At 48.1% G+C, this 20,419-nt stretch carries 21 protein-coding genes; 4 read left to right on the top strand and 17 right to left on the bottom strand.

Annotated elements, in window-relative coordinates; genetic code table 11:
• Positions 1-97 precede the first annotated feature (97 nt).
• The 13 genes from rdgC to ccoN form a co-directional block, all read right to left on the bottom strand.
• On the bottom strand, positions 98-1,012 hold the full coding sequence (gene rdgC, locus Q4488_RS08915; protein ID WP_303580124.1) for a recombination-associated protein RdgC: 915 nt from the start codon (positions 1,010-1,012) through the stop codon (positions 98-100).
• A gap of 522 nt (positions 1,013-1,534) precedes the next feature.
• A complete protein-coding gene (locus Q4488_RS08910; protein WP_303580123.1) occupies positions 1,535-2,077 on the bottom strand; it encodes an adenine phosphoribosyltransferase in 543 nt (180 codons plus the stop codon).
• Positions 2,078-2,184: 107 nt separating this feature from the next.
• Positions 2,185-2,961, bottom strand: a complete 777-nt coding sequence (gene fnr / locus Q4488_RS08905) for a fumarate/nitrate reduction transcriptional regulator Fnr (protein ID WP_303580122.1) — start codon at positions 2,959-2,961, stop codon at positions 2,185-2,187.
• A gap of 84 nt (positions 2,962-3,045) precedes the next feature.
• The gene (gene hemN, locus Q4488_RS08900; protein ID WP_303580121.1) at positions 3,046-4,437 is read right to left on the bottom strand and encodes an oxygen-independent coproporphyrinogen III oxidase; all 1,392 of its coding nucleotides are present in this window, start codon (positions 4,435-4,437) and stop codon (positions 3,046-3,048) included.
• Between the two features lie 67 nt (positions 4,438-4,504).
• Positions 4,505-5,179, bottom strand: coding sequence for a sulfite exporter TauE/SafE family protein (locus Q4488_RS08895; protein ID WP_303580120.1), 675 nt, complete (start codon positions 5,177-5,179; stop codon positions 4,505-4,507).
• On the bottom strand, positions 5,176-5,370 hold the full coding sequence (ccoS, locus tag Q4488_RS08890; protein ID WP_303580119.1) for a cbb3-type cytochrome oxidase assembly protein CcoS: 195 nt from the start codon (positions 5,368-5,370) through the stop codon (positions 5,176-5,178). The genes Q4488_RS08895 and ccoS overlap by 4 nt, the downstream gene beginning before the upstream one ends.
• A 27-nt stretch (positions 5,371-5,397) precedes the next feature.
• Complete coding sequence (locus tag Q4488_RS08885; protein ID WP_303580118.1) at positions 5,398-7,866, bottom strand: heavy metal translocating P-type ATPase; 2,469 nt, start codon at positions 7,864-7,866, stop codon at positions 5,398-5,400.
• Between the two features lie 6 nt (positions 7,867-7,872).
• Positions 7,873-8,379: a FixH family protein gene (locus tag Q4488_RS08880; RefSeq protein ID WP_303580117.1), complete on the bottom strand. Its 507-nt coding sequence runs from the start codon at positions 8,377-8,379 to the stop codon at positions 7,873-7,875.
• Between the two features lie 85 nt (positions 8,380-8,464).
• Positions 8,465-9,880: a cytochrome c oxidase accessory protein CcoG gene (gene ccoG, locus Q4488_RS08875; protein ID WP_303580116.1), complete on the bottom strand. Its 1,416-nt coding sequence runs from the start codon at positions 9,878-9,880 to the stop codon at positions 8,465-8,467.
• A gap of 174 nt (positions 9,881-10,054) precedes the next feature.
• The gene (ccoP, locus tag Q4488_RS08870) at positions 10,055-10,939 is read right to left on the bottom strand and encodes a cytochrome-c oxidase, cbb3-type subunit III (protein WP_303580115.1); all 885 of its coding nucleotides are present in this window, start codon (positions 10,937-10,939) and stop codon (positions 10,055-10,057) included.
• A complete protein-coding gene (locus tag Q4488_RS08865) occupies positions 10,936-11,100 on the bottom strand; it encodes a cbb3-type cytochrome c oxidase subunit 3 (protein ID WP_303580156.1) in 165 nt (54 codons plus the stop codon). The genes ccoP and Q4488_RS08865 overlap by 4 nt, the downstream gene beginning before the upstream one ends.
• Before the next feature lie 44 nt (positions 11,101-11,144).
• Positions 11,145-11,762 (bottom strand): cytochrome-c oxidase, cbb3-type subunit II, encoded by a 618-nt coding sequence (gene ccoO, locus Q4488_RS08860; RefSeq protein ID WP_303580155.1) that lies wholly within the window; start codon positions 11,760-11,762, stop codon positions 11,145-11,147.
• Between the two features lie 23 nt (positions 11,763-11,785).
• Positions 11,786-13,216, bottom strand: coding sequence for a cytochrome-c oxidase, cbb3-type subunit I (gene ccoN, locus Q4488_RS08855; RefSeq protein WP_303580114.1), 1,431 nt, complete (start codon positions 13,214-13,216; stop codon positions 11,786-11,788).
• Between the two features lie 375 nt (positions 13,217-13,591).
• On the opposite strand from ccoN, the gene Q4488_RS08850 reads away from it, so the two are divergent.
• Positions 13,592-14,215, top strand: a complete 624-nt coding sequence (locus Q4488_RS08850) for an alpha/beta fold hydrolase (RefSeq protein ID WP_303580113.1) — start codon at positions 13,592-13,594, stop codon at positions 14,213-14,215.
• Positions 14,212-15,276: a 23S rRNA (cytidine(2498)-2'-O)-methyltransferase RlmM gene (gene rlmM / locus Q4488_RS08845; protein ID WP_303580112.1), complete on the top strand. Its 1,065-nt coding sequence runs from the start codon at positions 14,212-14,214 to the stop codon at positions 15,274-15,276. The genes Q4488_RS08850 and rlmM overlap by 4 nt, the downstream gene beginning before the upstream one ends.
• A gap of 19 nt (positions 15,277-15,295) precedes the next feature.
• Here rlmM and Q4488_RS08840 read toward each other — a convergent pair whose 3' ends face one another.
• A complete protein-coding gene (locus tag Q4488_RS08840; protein WP_303580111.1) occupies positions 15,296-15,583 on the bottom strand; it encodes an antibiotic biosynthesis monooxygenase in 288 nt (95 codons plus the stop codon).
• Between the two features lie 153 nt (positions 15,584-15,736).
• On the opposite strand from Q4488_RS08840, the gene tusA reads away from it, so the two are divergent.
• Both tusA and Q4488_RS08830 read left to right on the top strand, forming a co-directional pair.
• Complete coding sequence (gene tusA, locus Q4488_RS08835) at positions 15,737-15,976, top strand: sulfurtransferase TusA (protein WP_303580110.1); 240 nt, start codon at positions 15,737-15,739, stop codon at positions 15,974-15,976.
• 82 nt (positions 15,977-16,058) lie between these two features.
• Positions 16,059-16,508, top strand: a complete 450-nt coding sequence (locus Q4488_RS08830) for a ProQ/FinO family protein (RefSeq protein WP_303580109.1) — start codon at positions 16,059-16,061, stop codon at positions 16,506-16,508.
• An 84-nt stretch (positions 16,509-16,592) separates the two neighbouring features.
• On the opposite strand, the gene Q4488_RS08825 is transcribed toward Q4488_RS08830, so the two are convergent.
• From Q4488_RS08825 to Q4488_RS08815, 3 genes are all read right to left on the bottom strand, one after another.
• On the bottom strand, positions 16,593-18,527 hold the full coding sequence (locus Q4488_RS08825) for an EAL domain-containing protein (RefSeq protein ID WP_303580108.1): 1,935 nt from the start codon (positions 18,525-18,527) through the stop codon (positions 16,593-16,595).
• A 29-nt stretch (positions 18,528-18,556) separates the two neighbouring features.
• The gene (locus tag Q4488_RS08820) at positions 18,557-19,213 is read right to left on the bottom strand and encodes a transglutaminase-like cysteine peptidase (protein ID WP_303580107.1); all 657 of its coding nucleotides are present in this window, start codon (positions 19,211-19,213) and stop codon (positions 18,557-18,559) included.
• 140 nt (positions 19,214-19,353) lie between these two features.
• Entirely contained in the window at positions 19,354-20,349 is a 996-nt protein-coding gene (locus tag Q4488_RS08815; protein ID WP_303580106.1) for a DUF3080 family protein, read from the bottom strand.
• Positions 20,350-20,419 lie beyond the last annotated feature (70 nt).

The raw sequence follows: 20,419 nt of genomic DNA, 5'->3' as shown, positions 1-20,419 counted from the left end.
TTGGCTTGACGATGTTATGGGCTTAACGCTTGTCTCTAAAACGACGCCTAGCCGGTCGATGTCGACCGGCTGCCTCGGGAATGATGACTCTGAGCGATTAAGGACGTTGGGCTTCACCGCCAAAGGCATCCGTCAGTGCCGGAATGAGTCGTGTCAGTTCGAGCGACATCTGTACAAACTCGGCATCGAATTGAGCAAAGGCTTCATCGGGGCTGTCTTGATCGAGTTTTTCTTTGAGTTGATCGGATAGCTTAATACGCTTGATGCACAGATCATCCTGAAGGATAAAGTTGAGGCTTTCTTGCCACTCGAGTGCCAGTTTGACGACGCGTTTACCCACTTCAAGATGATGACGGATCTCATCACTATCAAGATCTTGTCCCTTACACCGAATAATGCCGGTTTCAACGGCGCTATCTCTCAGTTCGCATTCATCCAAGGGTTCTAAGCCCGTGTAACGTGCTTGTGGTTGCTCTAGCCATTGAGACATGATCGCCGAAGGTGAATGATTCACATCGGGGAGTACAACCGGTAGAGAGCCGAGTAGGCTGCGTAGATGGCTAAGTAACTCTTCCGCACGCTTATGGCTGCTAGCGTCCACGATGAGTAAATTGTGTGCGGGTGCGATCAGTGCCCAGGTGGTTTGATATTTACTAAATGCGCGTGGCAGAAGGTCTAAGATAATCTCATCTTTGAGTTGATCTTTTTCCTTTTTATACACCTTGCGAGCTTGTTCATCTTCGATGAGTTTGACTCGCTTGTCGAGTTGTTGGCGGATGACTTGAGAGGGAATGATCTTGTCTTCCTTTTGGGCTGCGATCAGCATAAAGCCGTTACCCGCATGGACTAACATCTCAGATAAGCTACCGCTCGGGCTTACCCAGCCAAAACGACTCAGCTCCTGACTGCCGCATGGGGTAAAGGCTTTCTCGCTGAGTTTCTCTTCAAGGGCGTCTGAGGTATAAGTAAATGGCTGTGTGAAACGGTAAAAGATGGCATTTTTGAACCACATGCGATGAGCCCTTAATAACAAATAAAAAATGAGCCGCTATTGTAAAGCGATATCCCTCGAGCGAACAGTAATGATACGGATAAAATGATGGCTTCGCTTGTTGAGCGGGGTATGGTTTAGGGAAGGTGTGAATAAGTCCGTTATGTTCTCTGCGGACTTTAGAATGGCCAGATACGCGAAAGCCAGTGCAGCGAAATGTCTGGATCTTTTCAAGCTGGCTGACAAAGTAGATGACCATTCTAATATCCGCCCTTCGGGGCTTTCAGAGAAACAGGATCTCAGCGTTAACATTTTTCGACGTACAACCAGTATGCCTGTAACGGTTGCCTTGATTTCCAGCTTCTCTGTCAGCCAGAGGCGTAATTGACTTATTCGCACCTTCCTTAGCTAGCGGCCCCGAGTCTCTAAATAGAGTGCTTATCAGTGCTTAAGTTAAGCGCATCGGTGAAGTGGTTAGTCGGGTAAACGAAGCGCGAGAACAAGGGCGCTTCGCTAACATTGTCGCGGTGTTTAAACAGCAGATTATAAGCCTTCGTAGGCGAGTAGTGTGAATACAGGAATATCGCTTTGTTGAATCAAGGCAGAGCCGTTTAGGTCGGGCAGGTCGATTAAGGCGGCCGCTTCATAAACCTCGGCACCGAGTTCTTTGATGATGGTGCTGGCGGCGAGGATCGTACCGCCCGTGGCGATCAAATCGTCAAAAATCAGTACTTTATCGCCTTTAGTCACAGCGTCAATCTGCATTTCGACGGCTGCCGTACCATACTCCAGTGCATATTCACGATGGATGGTCTTGCCCGGTAGCTTGCCCTTTTTACGCACCAGTACGAGGGGCAGGTTAAGCTGATAAGCCATGATCGAGCCAAACAGGAAGCCGCGAGCATCAATACAGGCAATATGTGTGACATCGCTGTCGATATAGCGCTGAATAAAAGCATCGGCAATCATTCTGAGGGCTTTGGGGTCTTTAAATAGCGGGGTGATATCGCGAAACATGACGCCAGGCTCGGGCCAGTTTTCTATCGTACGCATGACTGATTTTATATAACATTCATCAAAACTCATCAAGATTACCTTAAAGCAACGGGCTAGACACGATAGTGTTCAAAAAGAGCGGAGTACATCCATTATAGCCGCTAAAAAGCGGCGCAGGATTATATCATTATTGAGGCTTAACTGAGTGGGCAGATGCTATCTTTAGGTGCCTCGGTCTCATGAACTTCACCGGAGAGACGATAGATCTCACTCAGATTGCAGAGATCGATCTCTTTACCATCCACGCGCACCAGTTCCATTTTTTGGAAGCGCGTAAAAATGCGGCTTACCGTTTCAACCGCTAGGCCAAGGTAGTTACCGATCTCATTTCTTGACATGGATAGGCGAAATTGTGTTTCTGAATAACCACGTAGCTTAAACCGAGTCGATAGCTTAATCAGGAAGGTTGCAACGCGTTGTTCTGCACTTTTCTTACTCAGTAGCAGCATCATTTGTTGATCATCGCGCACCTCTTTACTCAGGGTGCGCAGTATCTGACGACGTAACTCGGGCATCTGTCCGGAGAGTTCATCGAGTCGTTCAAACGGAATTTCGCAGGCCGTTGTCGTTTCGAGTACCTTGGCCGATACCGGGTACTGATCATTATCAAAGCCGCTCATGCCAACCATTTCACCGGGGAAGTAGAAGCCAGTTATCTGTTCTTCGCCTTCATTGGTCAGGGTGTAGGTTTTAATCGAGCCGGCGCGAAGCGCGTAGACGGAAGAGAAGGTTTCGCCTTGATGGAAAAGATGCTCACCCTTTTTGAGGGGGCGACTTTTATCGATGATGCTATCTAACCGGTCCATCTCGGTCATATTCAGTGATACAGGTAAACATAAAGAACTTAGGCTGCAGGTGTTGCAGTGAACCTGTAAGCTGTGAAGTTTCCCTTCTGATGATTTATGGTTGCCCATAGGATGTCCTGTTTTCGTTAAATAGTAGATATGGCGATAGCTGATTATCCACTAAATTTTTCACAGGGTGAAGTATTTCCCGAATCAAATGATTCGGGAAAAGCTTTTACCGACTTCCTGTTTAGGAATGTAGGCATCAAATGCCATACAGATTCGACGAATTAACAAGCGGCCAGCAGGGGTAACCTGAAGCGTATTGTTACTGAGCTTGATTAAACCATCGACACTAAATTTTTTCAGATCGTTTAATTCGGTTGCAAAATAGTCGGCAAAAGAGAGCTTAAACTGTTGCTCAATCTCAGTCATATTTAGTTCGAAATGACAGATTAATTGAGTAATGACGGCGCGCCGAATATGATCATCGGCACTGAGCGTGACGCCGCGCTTGATGGCATCGTTATTCGCGTTGACGGCGGCAGTATAGGCGCTCATGTCATGTTCATTTTGATAGTAAACATCACCGATTTGACTGATCGAAGACACCCCCATCGCCACCAGATCGCAATCACTGTGAGTGGTGTAACCCTGAAAGTTACGGTGAAGTTTACCACTCTGCTGTGCCCGTGCGAGTTCATCATCGGGTTTGGCAAAATGATCCATACCAATATACACATAACCGGCAGCGATCAGTTTGCTAATCGTTGTTTCGAGAATGGCCAGTTTAATATTAGGGTTAGGGAGATCTTCGGCTTTGATATGGTTTTGTGAACGGAAGCGGTCGGGCATATGCGCATAATTGAATACTGACAGACGGTCAGGGCTAAGTTCAATAATGGTATCCAGTGTTGCGTTAAAGCTTTCAAGGGTTTGATGTGGTAAGCCATAGATTAGATCAATATTAATTGAACGGAAGCCAAGGCGACGTGATTCATTCAGTACATCGGCGATCTCTTCAACCGGTTGCACACGGTTAACCGCTTGCTGTACGCGTTGCTCTAAATCCTGAACCCCAAAGCTGACACGGTTAAAGCCGATCTCCCGCAGCACTTTAAGTTTCTCGTGATCCACTTCGCGGGGATCAATTTCAATCGAATAGTCGCCGGAATCATCATCGAGTAAGTTGAAGTTTTGTCTTAGCTTTAACATCAGCTCTATCATCTGCTCGTTGCTGATGAATGTGGGGGTGCCGCCCCCTAAGTGGAGCTGCTCGACACTGCGATTATCGGAGTACCATTCGGCTAGTTGTGCCATTTCTTGATACAGCGTATCGAGATAAGGTTGGGCTTTGTTACGATTACGGGTGATAACTTTGTTGCAGGCGCAGTAATAACAAACATGAGCACAAAACGGGATGTGCACATAAAGTGATAAAGGTGCGTGGCTATCTGCGCTTTGCCGAGCGGTGTTAACCAAATCAGTCGCCGATAACTCAGGGTTGAACTGAATCGCCGTAGGGTAAGAGGTGTAGCGGGGGCCGGATAGGTCATAGCGGCGGATGAGGTCAAGATCCCATTTAATCAGATTGTTCTGGTTCACAATATTTCTCACGATAACGGCAAGCAGGCGATTATAAGGATTTTAAGCGGCGCAGTATTGATACTGATCAAGAAAGGCTTAAGCTCAGTCCTTGCCAGGGAATGGTATACAGTCCGAATAGAATAATGAGTAATCCGGCGATGCGATGTGTGTGGCGGCTTTTTAATAGCGTCTGTACCTGATTGGCCAGCAATCCGGTGGCGAGCATGGCGGGAACCGTTCCTAGGCCGAAACACGCCATCATGGTCGCGGACACTTTCCAGTCGCTGGCGGTGGCACTCCAAATGAGAGTGCTGTACACCAGTCCGCAGGGTAGCCATCCCCACAAAGCCCCGAGGGCCAGAGATTGCAGCGAATTGCTGACGGGCAGAAGTTTTCGGCTGAGAGGTTGAATATGGCGCCAGAGGCGGTTGCCTTGTTTTTCGAGGTAAGCCAAGCCGCGCCAAATTTGCGCCACATAAAGGCCCATTAAAACCAAGATCAAGCCGGCGAACGAGCGTAATAGCAAGGTTACTTCAGGCGTGCGTATTAGCCAACCAATACTGCCGAGCAGCGCGCCAGCCAGTGTATAGCTTGCAATGCGGCCAAGATTGAAGCCGATAAGTAAGCGTAACGGGTGCGCGTTTTGACGATCGATACCCATAGCGACAGCACTGGATATACCGCCACACATACCTAAACAGTGTGCGCTGCCCAATAAACCGAGTAGTAATGCCGTTAAGGCAGACAGGGGTTCGGTCATTCTGATTTATCAGTCGTTTTAGGCTGTTTAGCATCGTCAGGAATCAGATGCTCATCATCGTCATATAAAATGCTGTGGGCTGGTGATTCTAAATCATCCAGTTGGCCGGCGTTAACCGACCAGAAAAACCCCCAGATAGCGACGCTCGCCAGTATAATGGCGATTGGGATAAGCAGATAGATAATAGCCATGATAGTGTTTCACTCAAATTAGTAGCGCTATTCTACCCGATCTGGGCGACCAAGTTTAGTCAGTCTTAGGGCATTTCCAACGACGACCAGAGAGCTGACCGACATGCCGATGGCTGCCATCCACGGGGCAATCATGCCTGCGGCCGCGAGAGGCAGCGCAATCAAGTTGTAAAACAACGCCCAGCTGAGGTTTTGACGGATATTCGCGCGCGTCCGTTTAGCCAATTTTAACGCTTGCGGCAGGCGCATCAGCTCTGCCGATATCAAGACGGCATCGGCATTGGTTTTAGCCAGGTCGGTGGCGGAGCCCATCGCGATTGAGGTCTGAGCGCCCGCTAGGACAGGAATATCATTGATACCGTCGCCAACCATTAGTAGTTGTGCGCCGTTCGCTTGCAACTGCTGAATATGTTGTAGTTTTTCGGCTGGGCTAACACCGGATATCACGCTATCGATCTGTAGTTGTTGCGCAATATGACCGACCGCGGCCGAACTATCGCCGGTGAGCATCTGAACTTCCAGCCCCATCTGATTTAATTGGCCGATCATCTGTGCGGCTTGTTTACGAGCCGGATCGGTTAGACCAAACCACGCTAATGGTTGTGTTTCATCGGCCAGTAACAGCCACTGACAGCGGTTATCAGGGGCATCGCTAAAATCAAGATGCTGACCACAGTGTTGACTCGCAAACTGCGGTTTACCGATAAAGAAACGTTGACCATCGATGATGCCTTCTAGGCCCAGACCGACATGATTGGTTAACTGTTGTGCCGCTAAGATTGATCTGGGTGCGGTTATTTTATGGAATGCTCTGGCGATAGGGTGTTCGGAATGCGCTTCCAGTGAGGCGGCGATCTCAATACATTGTTGCGCCGATAAATGACTCAGCGTTTTGCTCTCTTGTAGCGACAGATTGCCTTCGGTTAAAGTACCCGTTTTATCGAAAACGATATGTGTGGCTTTGGCGAGGCTTTCTAACACATGCCCACGGGTAATCAGTAGGCCATGTTGTCGCAGTGTTCCTGTCGCCGCCGTCAGCGCCGTTGGTGTGGCTAGTGATAACGCGCAGGGGCAAGTGACCACCAATACCGAGAGGGTAATCCAGAAAGCGTTTTCGGGTTCGGTTTGCCACCAAAATAAGCCGACAGACGCGGCGATGATGAGGACGGCGATGACAAAATAACCGGATACTTTATCGGCTAACCGAGCGACCTTAGGTTTCTCATCATGGGCGCGTTCGAGCAGGCGAACAATGGCCGAAAGCTGAGAACTGGCGCCAACCTGAGTGACTTCCAAGCGGATGGGGTTTTCAACATTAATGGTGCCGCCGACCACATTATCGCCTTCGCGCTTAGTCAGTGGCAGGTATTCACCGGTGAGGGCCGATTCATCGATACTGCTACTGCCCTGAATAATAACGGCATCGGCGGGTATGGTATGGCCGGGCTTAACGAGAATTTGATCGCCTTGCTGTAGTTCATTGGCGGCGACAATGGTTTCACCCTCGTCGGTGCAGAGTAACGCACTGGCGGGGAGGAGATTAAGCAGCGCATTACCTGCCTTGCCGGTGCGATGACGCGCTTTCATCTCAAGAAAACGACCAATCAACAGAAAAAAAGTAAACATGCTCACCGAGTCATAATAGACTTCACCGCTAGCCGTCAGCGTAGCCCAGATGCTAGCAAGATAAGCACCGCCTATAGCAATGGAGACCGGCACATCCATGGTGAGGTGGCGGGTGCGCAGATCTCGCAGGGCGGCTTGGAAAAAAGGTTTGGAGGCATAGACAACCACCGGGGTTGCCAAAACCAAGCTGGCCCAGCGAATAAAGTGTTCATAATTCGCATCAAGGCTATCCCCTGCGCCGGTGTACAGGGCCACGGCCAGCATCATAATCTGCATGGTAAAGACCCCAGCAATACCTAGCCTGCGCATGGCTCGTTTGGTTTCTTGTTCGAGTAGTTGCTCCTCTTTATCAGGGTGATAAGGGTGGCCCTGATAACCAATATTATGCATGGCGATAAAAATATCACTGAGCTTTATGTGTTGTTCATCCCATTGAATACGGGCGCGATGATTGGTCAGATTGACATTCGCTTGGATGACGCCCTTGAGTGAGCTGAGATGGTGCTCCAGTAGCCAGACACAGGCGGCACAGGTGATCCCTTCGATGACCAGAGTGGCTTGTTTGCTGCCATCGGCTTGTTCGGCGACAAAGTGTTGTTGCACACTCTGATGATCATACAGGGCATATTCGGCCCGGAGTTGTTCTGTCGCACTGAGTGCATCTGGCGAGGCCGCTTCGCTGGTGCGGTGTTTGTAATAGTTTTCTAGCCCGCCATCGGCGATGACTTGAGCCACCGCTTGGCAGCCAGGACAACACATCTGTCGAGGTTGTCCTTCAATCACCGTGAAATACTGGCTATCAGGAGGGATATCAAGCCCACAGTGAAAGCAATGTAGGCGGTCGTTCAGGAGACCTTCGTGAGCGTTCATGGTGGCTTACTGATGACCAAAGGTGAAGCTTTGTTGATCGTAAGGGGGCTGTACCTTACTCGTCAGTGCCCATTGTTTATCGGTCGGGCTGATAATTAACGTCTTGTTGCCTTTCAATACGTTAGAGAGTTCGCCGCCATAATGACCCGCTTGTATCTTATTCAGAGTGATACTGATATCCAAGCTGGCTTTGGTTGGGTGACCGATGAGCAGGGTTAATTGGGGGGCAAGTGCTGCACCTTGGCTGCTGATCAGTTCTAGATTGACATCACCGGTGAGGGTATCAAAGCGTAGCGTGCCATGCAGGCCCAGCGTTTCGGCTGCCTCTTGCAGGCGCTTGTCTTCATGAAAGGTTTTGGCTTGTTTGGTGTATTCTTCAAGCACAACACCATCATTGGTCACAACCGATGCGGTAATGTAGACCGTGGAATAAAGGACGGTGGCAATCAGGGGAGCCAAAATAAACCATAACCAAGGTTGTTTATACCAAGGGCCAATATCGAGATCAGTCATATGTTTCCTTAAAAAAGAAATAGCTGCACGGAAGTGAATCCGGCAGCTATTCTAACTCAGTCAAATAGAGGAGGGTAGGTTTAGCTTAGCGTTTAACCGGCCCAATAAAGCGGTTATCCTCTTCTACTAAGATACTCTTATCATCCAGCGCTTGAACGCGGAAGATGATATCGTAGTTCGGACGTTCTAAGAAGCGTGGATCGGCCTGTAAACTGATAGGGTAATCCAGTAGCTCGCCTGAGCGAATTGACACCACTCTCTCTCCCGCCATGGTAATGCCTTCAACGCCGGAGATATCAATGCTAAATTGATGATCCACCTGCGATTTGTTGGCTAGTTTAAGCGTATAGACGTTTTCGATCATACCGTTGGAGGCTTGAACATAAAGCTGACCTCGGTCACGAATGATATCGACTTCAAGCGGTACTCGGCTGTAAAGGGTGTAGCTGAAGGCGATGAACATGGCGCAAAGCGCGATAAAATAACCGATCAGTCGCGGACGTAGAACGCGGGTTTCACCGCCTTCAAGAGCATGTTCCGTGGTATAGCGAATTAATCCTCGGTCGTAACCCATGCGATCCATAATGTCATCACAGACGTCAACGCAGGCACCACAGGCAACACATTCATATTGCAAACCATTACGAATGTCGATACCAACGGGGCAGACGTGCACGCAGTTATCACAATCGATACAATCGCCTAAACCTTGTGCTTTGTAATCGGCGCCTTTCTTACGTTTCCCGCGATTCTCACCGCGTTTTTCGTCATAAGAGATGATCAATGTGTCGGCATCAAACATGACGCTTTGGAAGCGTGCATAGGGGCACATATAGGTACAGACTTGCTCGCGTAACCAGCCGGCATTAGCGTACGTAGCGACCGTCAAAAAGCCGATCCACCAGGTTTCCCAGGGGCCGAGATTCCAATTGAAAACGGCAGGGGTTAGCTCGCGTATAGGCGTGAAGTAGCCAACAAAGGCGATGGCTGATGCGGCTGCAATAAATAACCATAATGCGTGCTTGGCCGTTTTGCGGGCAAGCTTTTCGCCACTCCACTTGCTTTTATCGCGTCGCATACGCTGATTGCGATCACCCTCGGTGATGCGTTCGGCCCAGATAAAAAACCAGGTCCAAACGAACTGAGGGCAGGCGTAACCGCACCAGAGGCGTCCGGCGAATACGGTGACAAAGAACAGCGTAAAAGCCAAAATGATAAGCAGCCAAGACAGCAGCATGAAGTCCTGCGGCCAAAAAGTGAAACTGAAAACATGAAATTGGCGGCTGGGTAGATCAAATAAAACAGCTTGATGACCATCCCATTGAATCCAAGAGAAGCCGTAGAACATCGCCAGCATTAAAACGCCGGATATGGTTTTTAAGTTTTTGAAAAAGCCTTTGTAGTATTTTACATAGATGTGCGCGCGTTTTGCGTATAGATCATTGGTTGCATTGCTGTTATCACGCTTTGGCGTCACATCTTTAATTGGTATTTGATTCATACCATTCCTCACCATCAAGTAGTCGAAATACCAACACTAATAACCTCTGTTTATGTTTCAGATGGTTTATTAGTGAATTCGAATATTATACGCGCTTTAAGTGCGTATTTAAGCTGTGGCACAAAAAAAGGCGATATGATTGACATCATATCGCCTTTTTTATTGATCTAGGCCTTACTTATTAGACAGGCTGTAGACGTAAGCCGTGATAAGTTGGATCTTATCATCGCTTAGTAGCGCTTTGTGAGCAGGCATAACACCAGCACGACCGGTACGGATTGTGTGGCTGATCTCTGCGAAAGAGTTGCCATACAACCAAACATTATCGGTCAGGTTAGGTGCGCCCAGCGCTTGAGTGCCTTTACCGTCAGCGCCGTGACAAGCTGTACATAAAGCTTGAAACTGTTGCTGACCGCGAGCAGCCATTTCCGTATCATGCTCGATGCCGCTAAGAGACAAGACATAACTTGTCACATCACGCACACCTTCTTCGCCTAATACAGCGCCCCAGGCAGGCATAGCACCCTGACGACCATTAGTGATGGTCTGCTTGATAGTGGCAGGTGCGCCACCGTACAGCCAATCATTATCGGTCAGGTTAGGGAAGCCATGTGCACCGGTAGCCGTTGCGCCGTGACATACAGCGCAGTTGTTGGCGAACATACGCTGACCAATTTTCAAACCATCAGGCTGAGCCTGAAGATCTTCAACCGACATAGCTGCATATTTAGCAAAGACAGGCTTATAGACTTCTTCGGCATGCGCCATCTCTTCTTCATATTGACCAACAGATGACCAACCGTAAAAGCCTTTCACATTGGCTAGGCCGTAAAGCGCCAGGTATGCAATAGCGAAGATAACGGTTCCGATAAACATCTGAAACCACCAGCTAGGCAGGGGGTTGTCATACTCTTCAATACCATCAAAGGTGTGACCCAGAGTTTCCTCTGTGCTTTCCTTGTGAGGCTCGCTTCTACGCGTGGCAAGCAGTAACCAGGTACAGCCCAGAATAACTACTAGGGTAATTGCCCATACCCATGCGTTCCAAAAAGGACTCATTTTTCATTTCTCCCGTCATTGGTTATATCTGCACTAGCAGAGTCTTCACTGGGGGAGTCGTTATCCTCGTCAGCGAAGGGTAGTTTTGATGCCTCATCGAATCTTTTTCGGTTACCTGGCAATAGCACCCAGATAAATAACCCGATAAAGGTCAGTAGCATCAAAAGAGGCAGATATGGACCATAAACTTCGTAGCTCACTCGAATTACCGCTTGTTGGTATATTGAGAGTGGAGTTTACCCAGTGCCTGCAGGTAAGCAACAACGGCATCAATTTCAGCCTTGCCTTCAACCTGTTCACGCGCTTGCATAGCATCTTCTTCAGTGTATGGAACACCGAGCTTAGCTAGCACTCGCATTTTGGCAGCCGTATCTTCACCAGACAGTTTGTTTTCAAACAGCCATGGGTAAGCGGGCATCTTGGATTCCGGTACGACATCGCGAGGGTTATAGAGATGGGCACGATGCCAATCATCACTATAACGACCGCCTACACGGGCCAGATCAGGACCAGTACGCTTAGAGCCCCACAGGAACGGGTGTTCCCATACGCCTTCATTTGCCGTTGAGTAATGACCGTAACGCTCAGTCTCTGCGCGGAAAGGACGAATCTGTTGAGAGTGACATACAGTACAGCCCTCACGGATATAGATGTCCCGTCCTTCCAGCTCCAACGGCGTATACGTTCGTAAACCTTCGATCGGTTTAGTGGTCGCATTGGTGAAGAACAGCGGTACGATTTCAGCAAGACCACCGCCACTGATTACCAAGATAATCAGTAGGATCATCAGGCCGATGTTCTTTTCAATCGTTTCGTGTTTGATCATATTATGTGCTCCTCTGATCCTTAAGCTGTTTGCGCAGACGCGTCAGCAACCGGTGCTGTGCTGTCTTTGCGAACAGTTTGCCATACGTTGTATGCCATCAGGATCATACCGGTCAGGAAGAATGCACCGCCCAACGCGCGAACGAGGAAGCCTGGATGACTTGCTTCAAGTGCTTCGACGAAGCTATAAGTCAGGGTGCCATCTTCGTTAACCGCACGCCACATCAAGCCCTGCAGAATACCGTTAACCCACATCGCACAGATGTACAGTACAGTACCAATCGTGGCTAGCCAGAAGTGTGTGTTGATCAACGCAACGCTGGCCATCTGAGTTTTACCCCAGAGCTTAGGAATCATGTGGTAAACAGAACCGATAGAGATCATCGCTACCCAACCCAATGCGCCCGCATGTACGTGACCGATGGTCCAGTCAGTATAGTGAGACAGCGCGTTGACGGTTTTGATTGCCATCATTGGGCCTTCGAAGGTTGACATGCCGTAGAACGACAAAGAAACCACCAAGAAGCGCAAGATAGGATCGGTACGCAGTTTATGCCATGCACCTGAGAGGGTCATCATACCGTTGATCATACCACCCCAAGATGGTGCCAACAGAATCAGAGACATCACCATGCCCAGTGTCTGAGCAAAGTCAGGCAGTGAGGTATAGTGCAGGTGATGACCACCGGCCCACATATACGTTGCGATCAGAGCCCAGAAGTGAACAACAGATAGACGGTAAGAGTAGATAGGACGTCCAGACTGCTTCGGTACGAAGTAGTACATCATGCCTAGGAAGCCGGCTGTGAGGAAGAAACCTACCGCGTTATGGCCATACCACCATTGTACCATCGCATCGACAGCACCAGGGTAAACAGAGTAAGACTTGAACAGGGTAACAGGCATCGCTGCGCTGTTAACGATGTGCAGTACTGCCACTGTCAGGATGAAGCCCATATAAAACCAGTTACCCACGTAGATGTGTGATGTCTTACGCATCTTCACTGTGCCAAGGAAAACGATGGCATAGGCGACCCAGACGGCCGTGATTAGCAGATCAATTGGCCACTCTAGTTCTGCGTACTCTTTAGAAGAGGTCAGACCCAGTGGCAAAGTGATGGCTGCGCTCACGATAACCAACTGCCAGCCCCAGAAAGTGAAGGCGGCCAGTTTGTCAGAGATCAGGCGAGTTTGGCTCGTACGTTGTACGACGTAGTAAGAGGTTGCGAACAATGCGCAGCCTCCGAAGGCAAAGATAACGGCATTGGTGTGCAATGGACGCAGGCGTCCGAAGCTTAACCAAGCGGTATCAAAGTTTAGTGCAGGCCATACTAACTGGGATGCGATTAGCACACCCACGGCCATTCCGACGATTCCCCATACCACTGTCATGATGGCGAATTGACGCACCACCTTGTAATTGTAGGTTGGGTGTTCAGCTGCTGTGCTCATATCAGGCTCTCATCAACAAGCTATTAGAAAGGTTTAGAAAGTAAATTTCCGCTGGCTATTATGTTGAAATGGCGGTCAAATTTCAATGCGTCAACGGTATTAGTTGCGACATAGTGCCGCACTGTTATTAAGGAGAAAGGTTTATGGCGGTAACCTTTTACAGTGCTCGGTTTTTCATCAACTTGTTGATAAATATGAGTTTATAGCTTGGTTGTGTTCTCTGATGTATCCAATCGGTCGCTGTTTTAAGCGGCTTTCAGGTAATATTGATATATATCAAACCCGTATCAAAACTTCCTAGTTTAGTTTTTGTTGATATGGATCAAGCGTAAATTGAGGCATAATCTGACGCTTTTTTAAGCAGAGGGCGCATCAATGCTGATCGACGGTGGTGGAGAAAAGGGGCGTATATTACTGGCGCATGGTGCCGGTGCGCCGATGGATAGTCCGTTTATGAGTCAAATCGCAGAGGCGATAGCGGCCGGCGGGCTTGAGGTTATTCGGTTTGAATTTCCCTATATGCAGAAGCGGCGGATGGACGGAAAAAAACGTCCGCCCGATCGACAGCCAAAATTACTCGAGTATTTTACGCAACTGATTAAATCATTCGATGATGACCGGCCTCTTTGGCTGGCGGGTAAATCGATGGGCGGGCGAATGGCAACGATGATGGCAGCTCACCCCCGAGTGATCGGTTGTTTTGTTTATGGTTATCCTTTTTATGCTGCCGGCAAGCAGGATGCACCGCGGATCGAGCATCTATTATCCGTGACTAAGCCGATACATATTTTTCAAGGCACTCGGGATAGCATGGGACGAAAAGAGCAAGTTGATCAATATCCGTTAGCCGATGCCGTCACGCTGCACTGGCTTGAAGACGGTGATCATGACCTGAAGCCGCGAAAAATGTCTGGAATAACTCAGGACGAACACATGGTAGATGCAGTAGAATCGACTCTTGAAATTATTAATGACTATCATCGAGGAATTATCCTGTGAATCACCTTTTGCTCTATTGTCGTCCCGGCTTCGAAAAAGAATGTGCAGCCGAGGTGCGTGAACTGTGTGAACAGCAGGGTATCTATGGTTACTGCAAGCTGGAAGACAATAGCGGTTATGCACTCTTTGTTAGTCATCAAGCGGATGGTGCTACCTTGGCGGTAGAGCAATTAGACTTTCAGCAACTGATTTTTACCCGTCAATGGGTCGCTACGTTGCCGTTGGTTGAAGATATCGATACGCAGGATCGGGTTGCGTCATTGATGCCCTATATTCGTGCTTTACCTGAATGCTGCGAACTTTGGATTGAGCCTGCCGATACAACGGCAGGGCGTGAGATGCAGCGTTTTTGTAATAGCTTTGGTTCGGCTTTCAGTCAGGTTTTGCGTCAGCAAGGGTTGTTACCGAGAAAAGCACCGTGTCGGCTGCATATGTTTGCCTTGTCAGGGAGTTGTTTTTATATTGGCTATGCACCTATCAGTAACTCCGCGCCTTGGCCGATGGGAATTATGCGCTTGAAATTTCCCAATCAGTCTCCGAGTCGTTCCACCTTGAAGCTCGAAGAAGCATGGCATTGGTTTATCCCGGAAAAACAGTGGCATCATTATATCAGTAGCGGTAAACGGGCCGTTGATTTAGGGGCTGCGCCGGGAGGCTGGACATGGCAATTGGTGAATCAGAATATGTTTGTCACCGCCATTGATAACGGCCCGATGGCAGAATCTTTGATGGAGACCGGTCAAGTGAAACATTTGACCGAAGATGCATTTGCTTATCAGCCGCAGAAGCCGTTTGATTGGATGGTATGCGATATTGTCGATAAGCCGACCCGTGTTATCAAACTGATGACGCAATGGTTATTGCAGGGTTGGTGTCGTGAAACGGTGTTTAACCTTAAATTACCGATGAAGCAGCGTTATCCTGAAGTAAAGAGTTGCTTAGCGTATTTACAAACTACGTTGAATGAAGCGGGCGTTGATTATCGCCTTGCTGCTAAGCATCTCTACCATGATCGCGAAGAGATAACGGTGCATGTTCGGTTACTCAATTATCACGGTTAATGACAGTTTCGCGCCTTCCTTAGCATTCGTGTTCCAAGATGGTGATCTTCTCGTCTGTTGTTAACATCGGCATGATCGCTGCCATGATGGTTTTGCGCTCTGATGAAATATACCAACGCTGCCAGTCCTCTAAGGACAGAAAGGTTGCGATGACTATTCGATGATGAGGATCAGCACTATTTTTCAATGATTCACCGGAGATAAACCCATGAGCCTGCATCGCGACTTGCAAGGTACTACGGGCGGCTTTTTCATAGAGCTCTGCTAAGTCGGTGGCTATATGACGTTCGATGAGTACTTTTATCATGATGACTCTCCTATAGCAGAACAAATTTATTTTATTTATATCAACATAATAGCACTGTTATAGTGGGTAAAAGAGGATCTGATCAAAACATGGGTTTTTCTATACCGCTGAATTTGCGACAATAAGTCTCCGGATTTATAAGAGGTGGAGTTGATGGTTGAAGTTAAAGCGGATCAGGTAATGGATGCAACCGGCCTGTTCTGTCCGGAACCGGTTATGCTATTACACAATAAAGTACGTGAAATGGCGACTGGTGAAGTGTTGCAATTAATGGCAACTGATCCATCAACGCAGCGTGATGTACCCAAGTTTTGCACCTTTCTAGGTCATGAGCTCATCGATCAGAAAGCAGAAGATGATCAATATTGTTATCTTATCCGTAAAGGGGAGTAATCCCGCTTTCGGATGAGAGACTGATTTTTTAAAACTGGCCGATTAAACAGGCTTATAGATAAATGGTTGAGAGAAACTTACTGTGACAGCAACAGAAACTACGGATAAAACTAAAACCCGTACCCGTTCAAAAAACCGTGCAGCGAATCAAGCGGCTTTACAGCTGTTGTGTGATGCTTACCCAGAGGTTTTCAATCGGGAAAGTATGCGACCATTGAAAATCGGTATTCAGGAAGATCTGATTGCTGATGAGAAATTGGCAAAGAACAAAATTAAACGCGCGCTCGCATCCTATGTGCGCTCGCCTTATTATATTCGCAGTCTGAAAGAGGGTGCTGATCGGATTGGCCTAGATGCTCAGCCATCAGGGACGGTAACCGAGTCAGAAGCTGAACATGCTAAGCAGCAGTTGAAAGAGATTAATAAGCTGCGTCAGCAAAAACGCCAAGAGGAACAAGCCAAGCAAAAAGTTAAGGAAAAAGAAGAACGCCTTAATAATAAGCTTGAGATGCTGTTAACCAAGCGCGGTTAAATAGCCATTGATTGATCATCAAAACCGCCATCTGGCGGTTTTTTTATCGCTTGTTTCTATGTCTGAGTGACGGACTAACCTAGCTTAGGTTTGCGCTGATTTATCGATCAGCCAGCCTTGATAGCCATCCACTTCTAATTGTTGCAGAGCCTCGAGTTGCGTGGTTCGTTCAACATGTTCGGCATAGACGGCGATATCAAGACTATGAGCAACGGTCACTAAACTGCGCACAAAGAAGCGGTCCTCTGCGCTGCTATCGAGCTCTCTTATGAGGGAACCATCAATTTTGATGTAATCCGGATGTACCGTATATAGATAGCTAAAACCTGCTGGGTTGATACCGAAGTTATCGACACCAAACCGTGCGCCAGCCTGCTTTAATTGATCGCGAAACAGGGTAACCTGATCGATATTGTTGAGAACTGAGGTTTCGTTGATCTCAATGGACAGGTTATTGGGTGTCGGCAGTTGTGTCGTGACACCGATTAACCTTTCACAAAAGTCGATATTTTTGACGGAGTCATTACTGAGGTTGATCGCAAATTTGATATCTGGGCTGTATTTGAGTTGTTCAGTGACAGAGTGTAGCACCGAGATATCGAGTGCGGTCATGAGATTAAGCTGTTTCACCACGCTAATGAATTCGCCGGCCATACAGGGCTGATTATCTTGATTTAAGATACGCGCATAGACTTCGCGATGCAGCGTTTCCGGTGTTTCAGATAGTTGTGCCACCGACTGAAATTGTAAAAAGATATCGCCATTAATGATTTTCTGACTCACATGTTCATGCCAGCTGCTCTGTTGCTCAGGATTGCCGATGCCTTTACAGCAAAGTGTCGTATTGGCCGTACTCGCTTGTTCTGCTGCGAGTTTTGCGCTGACTAATAGTTGTTCTGAATTTCCCTGTTCTTTATACGCGACCGCGCCGATAAAAATGATCTGATGCGGCGGTTTGCCACTGAGTTGACGGTATTCACCTTGTAGGTTGTCTGTCAGCTTATTCAGTTCTCGGGTTAATTGATCGGGATCGGTGATATGACTAAGCAGAATAAATTCCGAGCCACTGATTCGCCCTAGTACGGGGGTTTCTGTGAGTCGGGCTATCTTTTGCAGCTGAATCGCGCAAGCGCGGATGAAATTGTTGGCTTTTTCTACCCCGAGTTCCGCGTTTAATTGTTGCAGGTCGGCGATTTGTAAGTGAATTAAGCTACCGAGGCCAAAATCATTACGGTAGTCTATGCGTTCACTCAGTTGTGTTAGGCTGGCGCGCTGATTGGTTAATCCGGTTAGATCATCCTGATAGGCGGTGCGGCGAATTTCTTCGATATTCTTCGCTTGCTCATTAAACATGGTGCGCACTCGGCGCACCATCATGTTCATGGCTAGAACTACCTGTTTGAGTTCACGAGTGCTTGGAATGCGGGCTTGTTCGATATATTTCTGTTGTGATAATGCCAATGCTTGATCTTCAACGCCTTTCAAGGGGTTGAGGATATAACGCATCAATAAACTGATAAAAAACAGGCTCAGCAGCGAGAGTACAACGCACCAGATAAACGTCTGTTCTGTGCCTCGCCAGAGTTGTTCATAGGCATAACCCGCTCGGCTCTGGACATAGATTGTGCCGGCTTTTTGCCACTGATGGGTGATTTCTCGTGTCATCTCCGGCGGAGTGATATCGATAAGGTGAATGAACCAATTAGGTACCTTGTTGCTGACATGGGCATCGGTTGTTTTCATAAACAGCAGCGCGTTATCGGCATCGACAACGCGAACCTGTTGATAGAAGCCGCTATCAAAAATAGCGTTAACCGTGGTTTCGATAACCGCCGTATCGCGCGCTGCGATATAGGGCGCTAAATAGAGACCGAGGTGAGTGGCGGTATCCTGCCCATGAGACTCGAGCTGATGTATTAGCATCGTCTTCGAGCTATCGGACATAAGATAGACGGTGCCTGCCGCTAATCCGATCAGTACAGCGAGTACGGCCGCCATTAACTGATTTACAATCGACATGTTTGATTCCTCATCTTCTATTTATCAGGTTAATAATCCTGATTCTCCATTCGTGATTGTAGCTGGACCCAAGGTTTTAGCTGATCAGAGGTGCCGACCAGTGTACTGCGGCGCCCTTTTTTTGATAGCCATAGATTTTCGCCATTGAAGCTATATACGTGTTGTAGATCGGTACGCTGATGGGCGGGCTTTATGTCTGATATTAAGTTATCGAGTATCAGTGGTGTGGCTTTAGGTGTACGGTAATAGGTTAACACCATATGTGCCTGATTTAATTTTAGCGCTTTTACATAAGCGATACTGAGTTTTTCGATCGGTACGCCGGCTTGACGCAGGGTATAGTACTTAGCGATCGAAAAGTCTTCACAGTCGCCGCCGTTGGTGATGAGAAATTCGACGGGGCTGGCCCAATAATCTTTCTGCTGCCAGTGATCGATATCATCGACAAAATTTAACTGATTAAAAAATTGATTAACACGCCGCAGCTTTTCATCCTCGCTGACGTCAGCGATCTCTGCCATCAAATCTTGCCAACGGCGTAAACGGCGCATCGCCATCTCACCATATTGTTGACCTAACTTGTTAATCTGACTGTCCGACATGATGACAGTCAGCCCCGGCGCTGCGGTGAGCGTATAGGTCAACGATAACAAGGCGAGCATCGTGAACATACTCAAGCGAGACAATATCGAACCTGTCGATCGGTGTTGTCGCCTGTCATTGGCTGCTGTGGGGACGGCGAACCGTTGATAACTAAGCATGACTTAATTGTTTCATAGTCCGATCAAGAACACCTGTTTTATTTACTCAAAATGGGTGTTAATCATCAGGAGGCACTAGGCATTAAATTGCATTGTTTGAGTAACCGCTGCCAGGCTTGTGTGTGCCGATTGCGTGCTTCGATATAACGCTGCCAAAACGGCGCTTCGGTGCTCAGGGCTAAGCGTTGGTATCGTTGCATTGGTTCTGGAATCACAGTGAAGTGTTGGAGTAGCTGTTGATTGAGTGCTAACCACTGTCGCCCATCGCGATCAATTTTCGCCATGTAAGGCTGCAGCTCAGCGGCATAATATTTGTTAAAGACATTTTTAACAATCCTCGCCTTGGGGGTGGCCTGTTGGTTGTAACACAGGGGGCGTTGTCGCAGCCTCTGTTCTATGAGGTTAGCGGTATGGTTGAGCGTGTGAGTGAGCAAATAAATTGAGCGTAGCCAGCGACTGCCATAGCGGAGCGTGGTGAGTGCTTGATAATGTGGCTCGAGCTGATTCAGGTAGTCTGGCTCTGTCCATGTGGGCTGCTGTTGAATGGTGCTATTTAACGCGGCGATACGGTTGAAGAGGATAAAGGCCTGACGAGTTTGACTGAAGCCGTCGTCTTCGATGAGAGGCAGCGGTGGTTCTGAACGGGAAAAATTTCTCTCCATCGCTTCACTGGTAAAGAGACCGTTCCAGAGTGCGGCTTCGATATTGTCTTGTTTTACCTGAAAAAGCGCGTCCACCTGTTGAATCAATTCGGGCTCTGTCTGCGTCTCTCTGAGTGTTTGTCGACAATGATTGAGACGGCTGATTAGCTGTATCTCATAGACCATCTGACGCGAGGGAGGCATGACCTTGCCCAGTGAGCTATTACGTTCTGCTATTAAGGGGATCAACTGACAATGACGTAGATTTAACACTTCAAGTAAACCCTGACGCAGATCGGGGACTGTGCGTATACGATCCCTTCTTGGGGGATAAGCCGGAAGATTCAAAGGCAGATCAAGGTTGAGCTCAGCATCACTCTCTAAGCTGTTAGCTACGCGATTGCTATAGCGTTCAAGCATCGTTTCTACAGGCTGTTGATCGCAACCTGATAGGCATATCAAGATAGATACAAGGCTAAGGCTTCGGCGA

Source organism: Amphritea sp. 1_MG-2023 (assembly GCF_030547545.1).
Lineage (GTDB): Bacteria > Pseudomonadota > Gammaproteobacteria > Pseudomonadales > Balneatricaceae > Amphritea.
Note: the sequence above shows the minus strand (reverse complement) of the source record. Positions and strands in the feature narration are given on the sequence as shown.

What these genes read in the sequence shown, in the direction of transcription:
- rdgC (WP_303580124.1), bottom strand. Translation starts at nt 1,012, where the DNA reads ATGTGGTTCAAAAATGCCATCTTTTACCGTTTCACACAGCCATTTACT.
- Q4488_RS08910 (WP_303580123.1), bottom strand. Translation starts at nt 2,077, where the DNA reads ATGAGTTTTGATGAATGTTATATAAAATCAGTCATGCGTACGATAGAA.
- fnr (WP_303580122.1), bottom strand. Translation starts at nt 2,961, where the DNA reads ATGGGCAACCATAAATCATCAGAAGGGAAACTTCACAGCTTACAGGTT.
- Q4488_RS08895 (WP_303580120.1), bottom strand. Translation starts at nt 5,179, where the DNA reads ATGACCGAACCCCTGTCTGCCTTAACGGCATTACTACTCGGTTTATTG.
- ccoS (WP_303580119.1), bottom strand. Translation starts at nt 5,370, where the DNA reads ATGGCTATTATCTATCTGCTTATCCCAATCGCCATTATACTGGCGAGC.
- Q4488_RS08885 (WP_303580118.1), bottom strand. Translation starts at nt 7,866, where the DNA reads ATGAACGCTCACGAAGGTCTCCTGAACGACCGCCTACATTGCTTTCAC.
- Q4488_RS08880 (WP_303580117.1), bottom strand. Translation starts at nt 8,379, where the DNA reads ATGACTGATCTCGATATTGGCCCTTGGTATAAACAACCTTGGTTATGG.
- ccoG (WP_303580116.1), bottom strand. Translation starts at nt 9,880, where the DNA reads ATGAATCAAATACCAATTAAAGATGTGACGCCAAAGCGTGATAACAGC.
- ccoP (WP_303580115.1), bottom strand. Translation starts at nt 10,939, where the DNA reads ATGAGTCCTTTTTGGAACGCATGGGTATGGGCAATTACCCTAGTAGTT.
- Q4488_RS08865 (WP_303580156.1), bottom strand. Translation starts at nt 11,100, where the DNA reads ATGCTACTGACCTTTATCGGGTTATTTATCTGGGTGCTATTGCCAGGT.
- ccoN (WP_303580114.1), bottom strand. Translation starts at nt 13,216, where the DNA reads ATGAGCACAGCAGCTGAACACCCAACCTACAATTACAAGGTGGTGCGT.
- Q4488_RS08850 (WP_303580113.1), top strand. Translation starts at nt 13,592, where the DNA reads ATGCTGATCGACGGTGGTGGAGAAAAGGGGCGTATATTACTGGCGCAT.
- Q4488_RS08840 (WP_303580111.1), bottom strand. Translation starts at nt 15,583, where the DNA reads ATGATAAAAGTACTCATCGAACGTCATATAGCCACCGACTTAGCAGAG.
- tusA (WP_303580110.1), top strand. Translation starts at nt 15,737, where the DNA reads ATGGTTGAAGTTAAAGCGGATCAGGTAATGGATGCAACCGGCCTGTTC.
- Q4488_RS08825 (WP_303580108.1), bottom strand. Translation starts at nt 18,527, where the DNA reads ATGTCGATTGTAAATCAGTTAATGGCGGCCGTACTCGCTGTACTGATC.
- Q4488_RS08815 (WP_303580106.1), bottom strand. Translation starts at nt 20,349, where the DNA reads ATGCTTGAACGCTATAGCAATCGCGTAGCTAACAGCTTAGAGAGTGAT.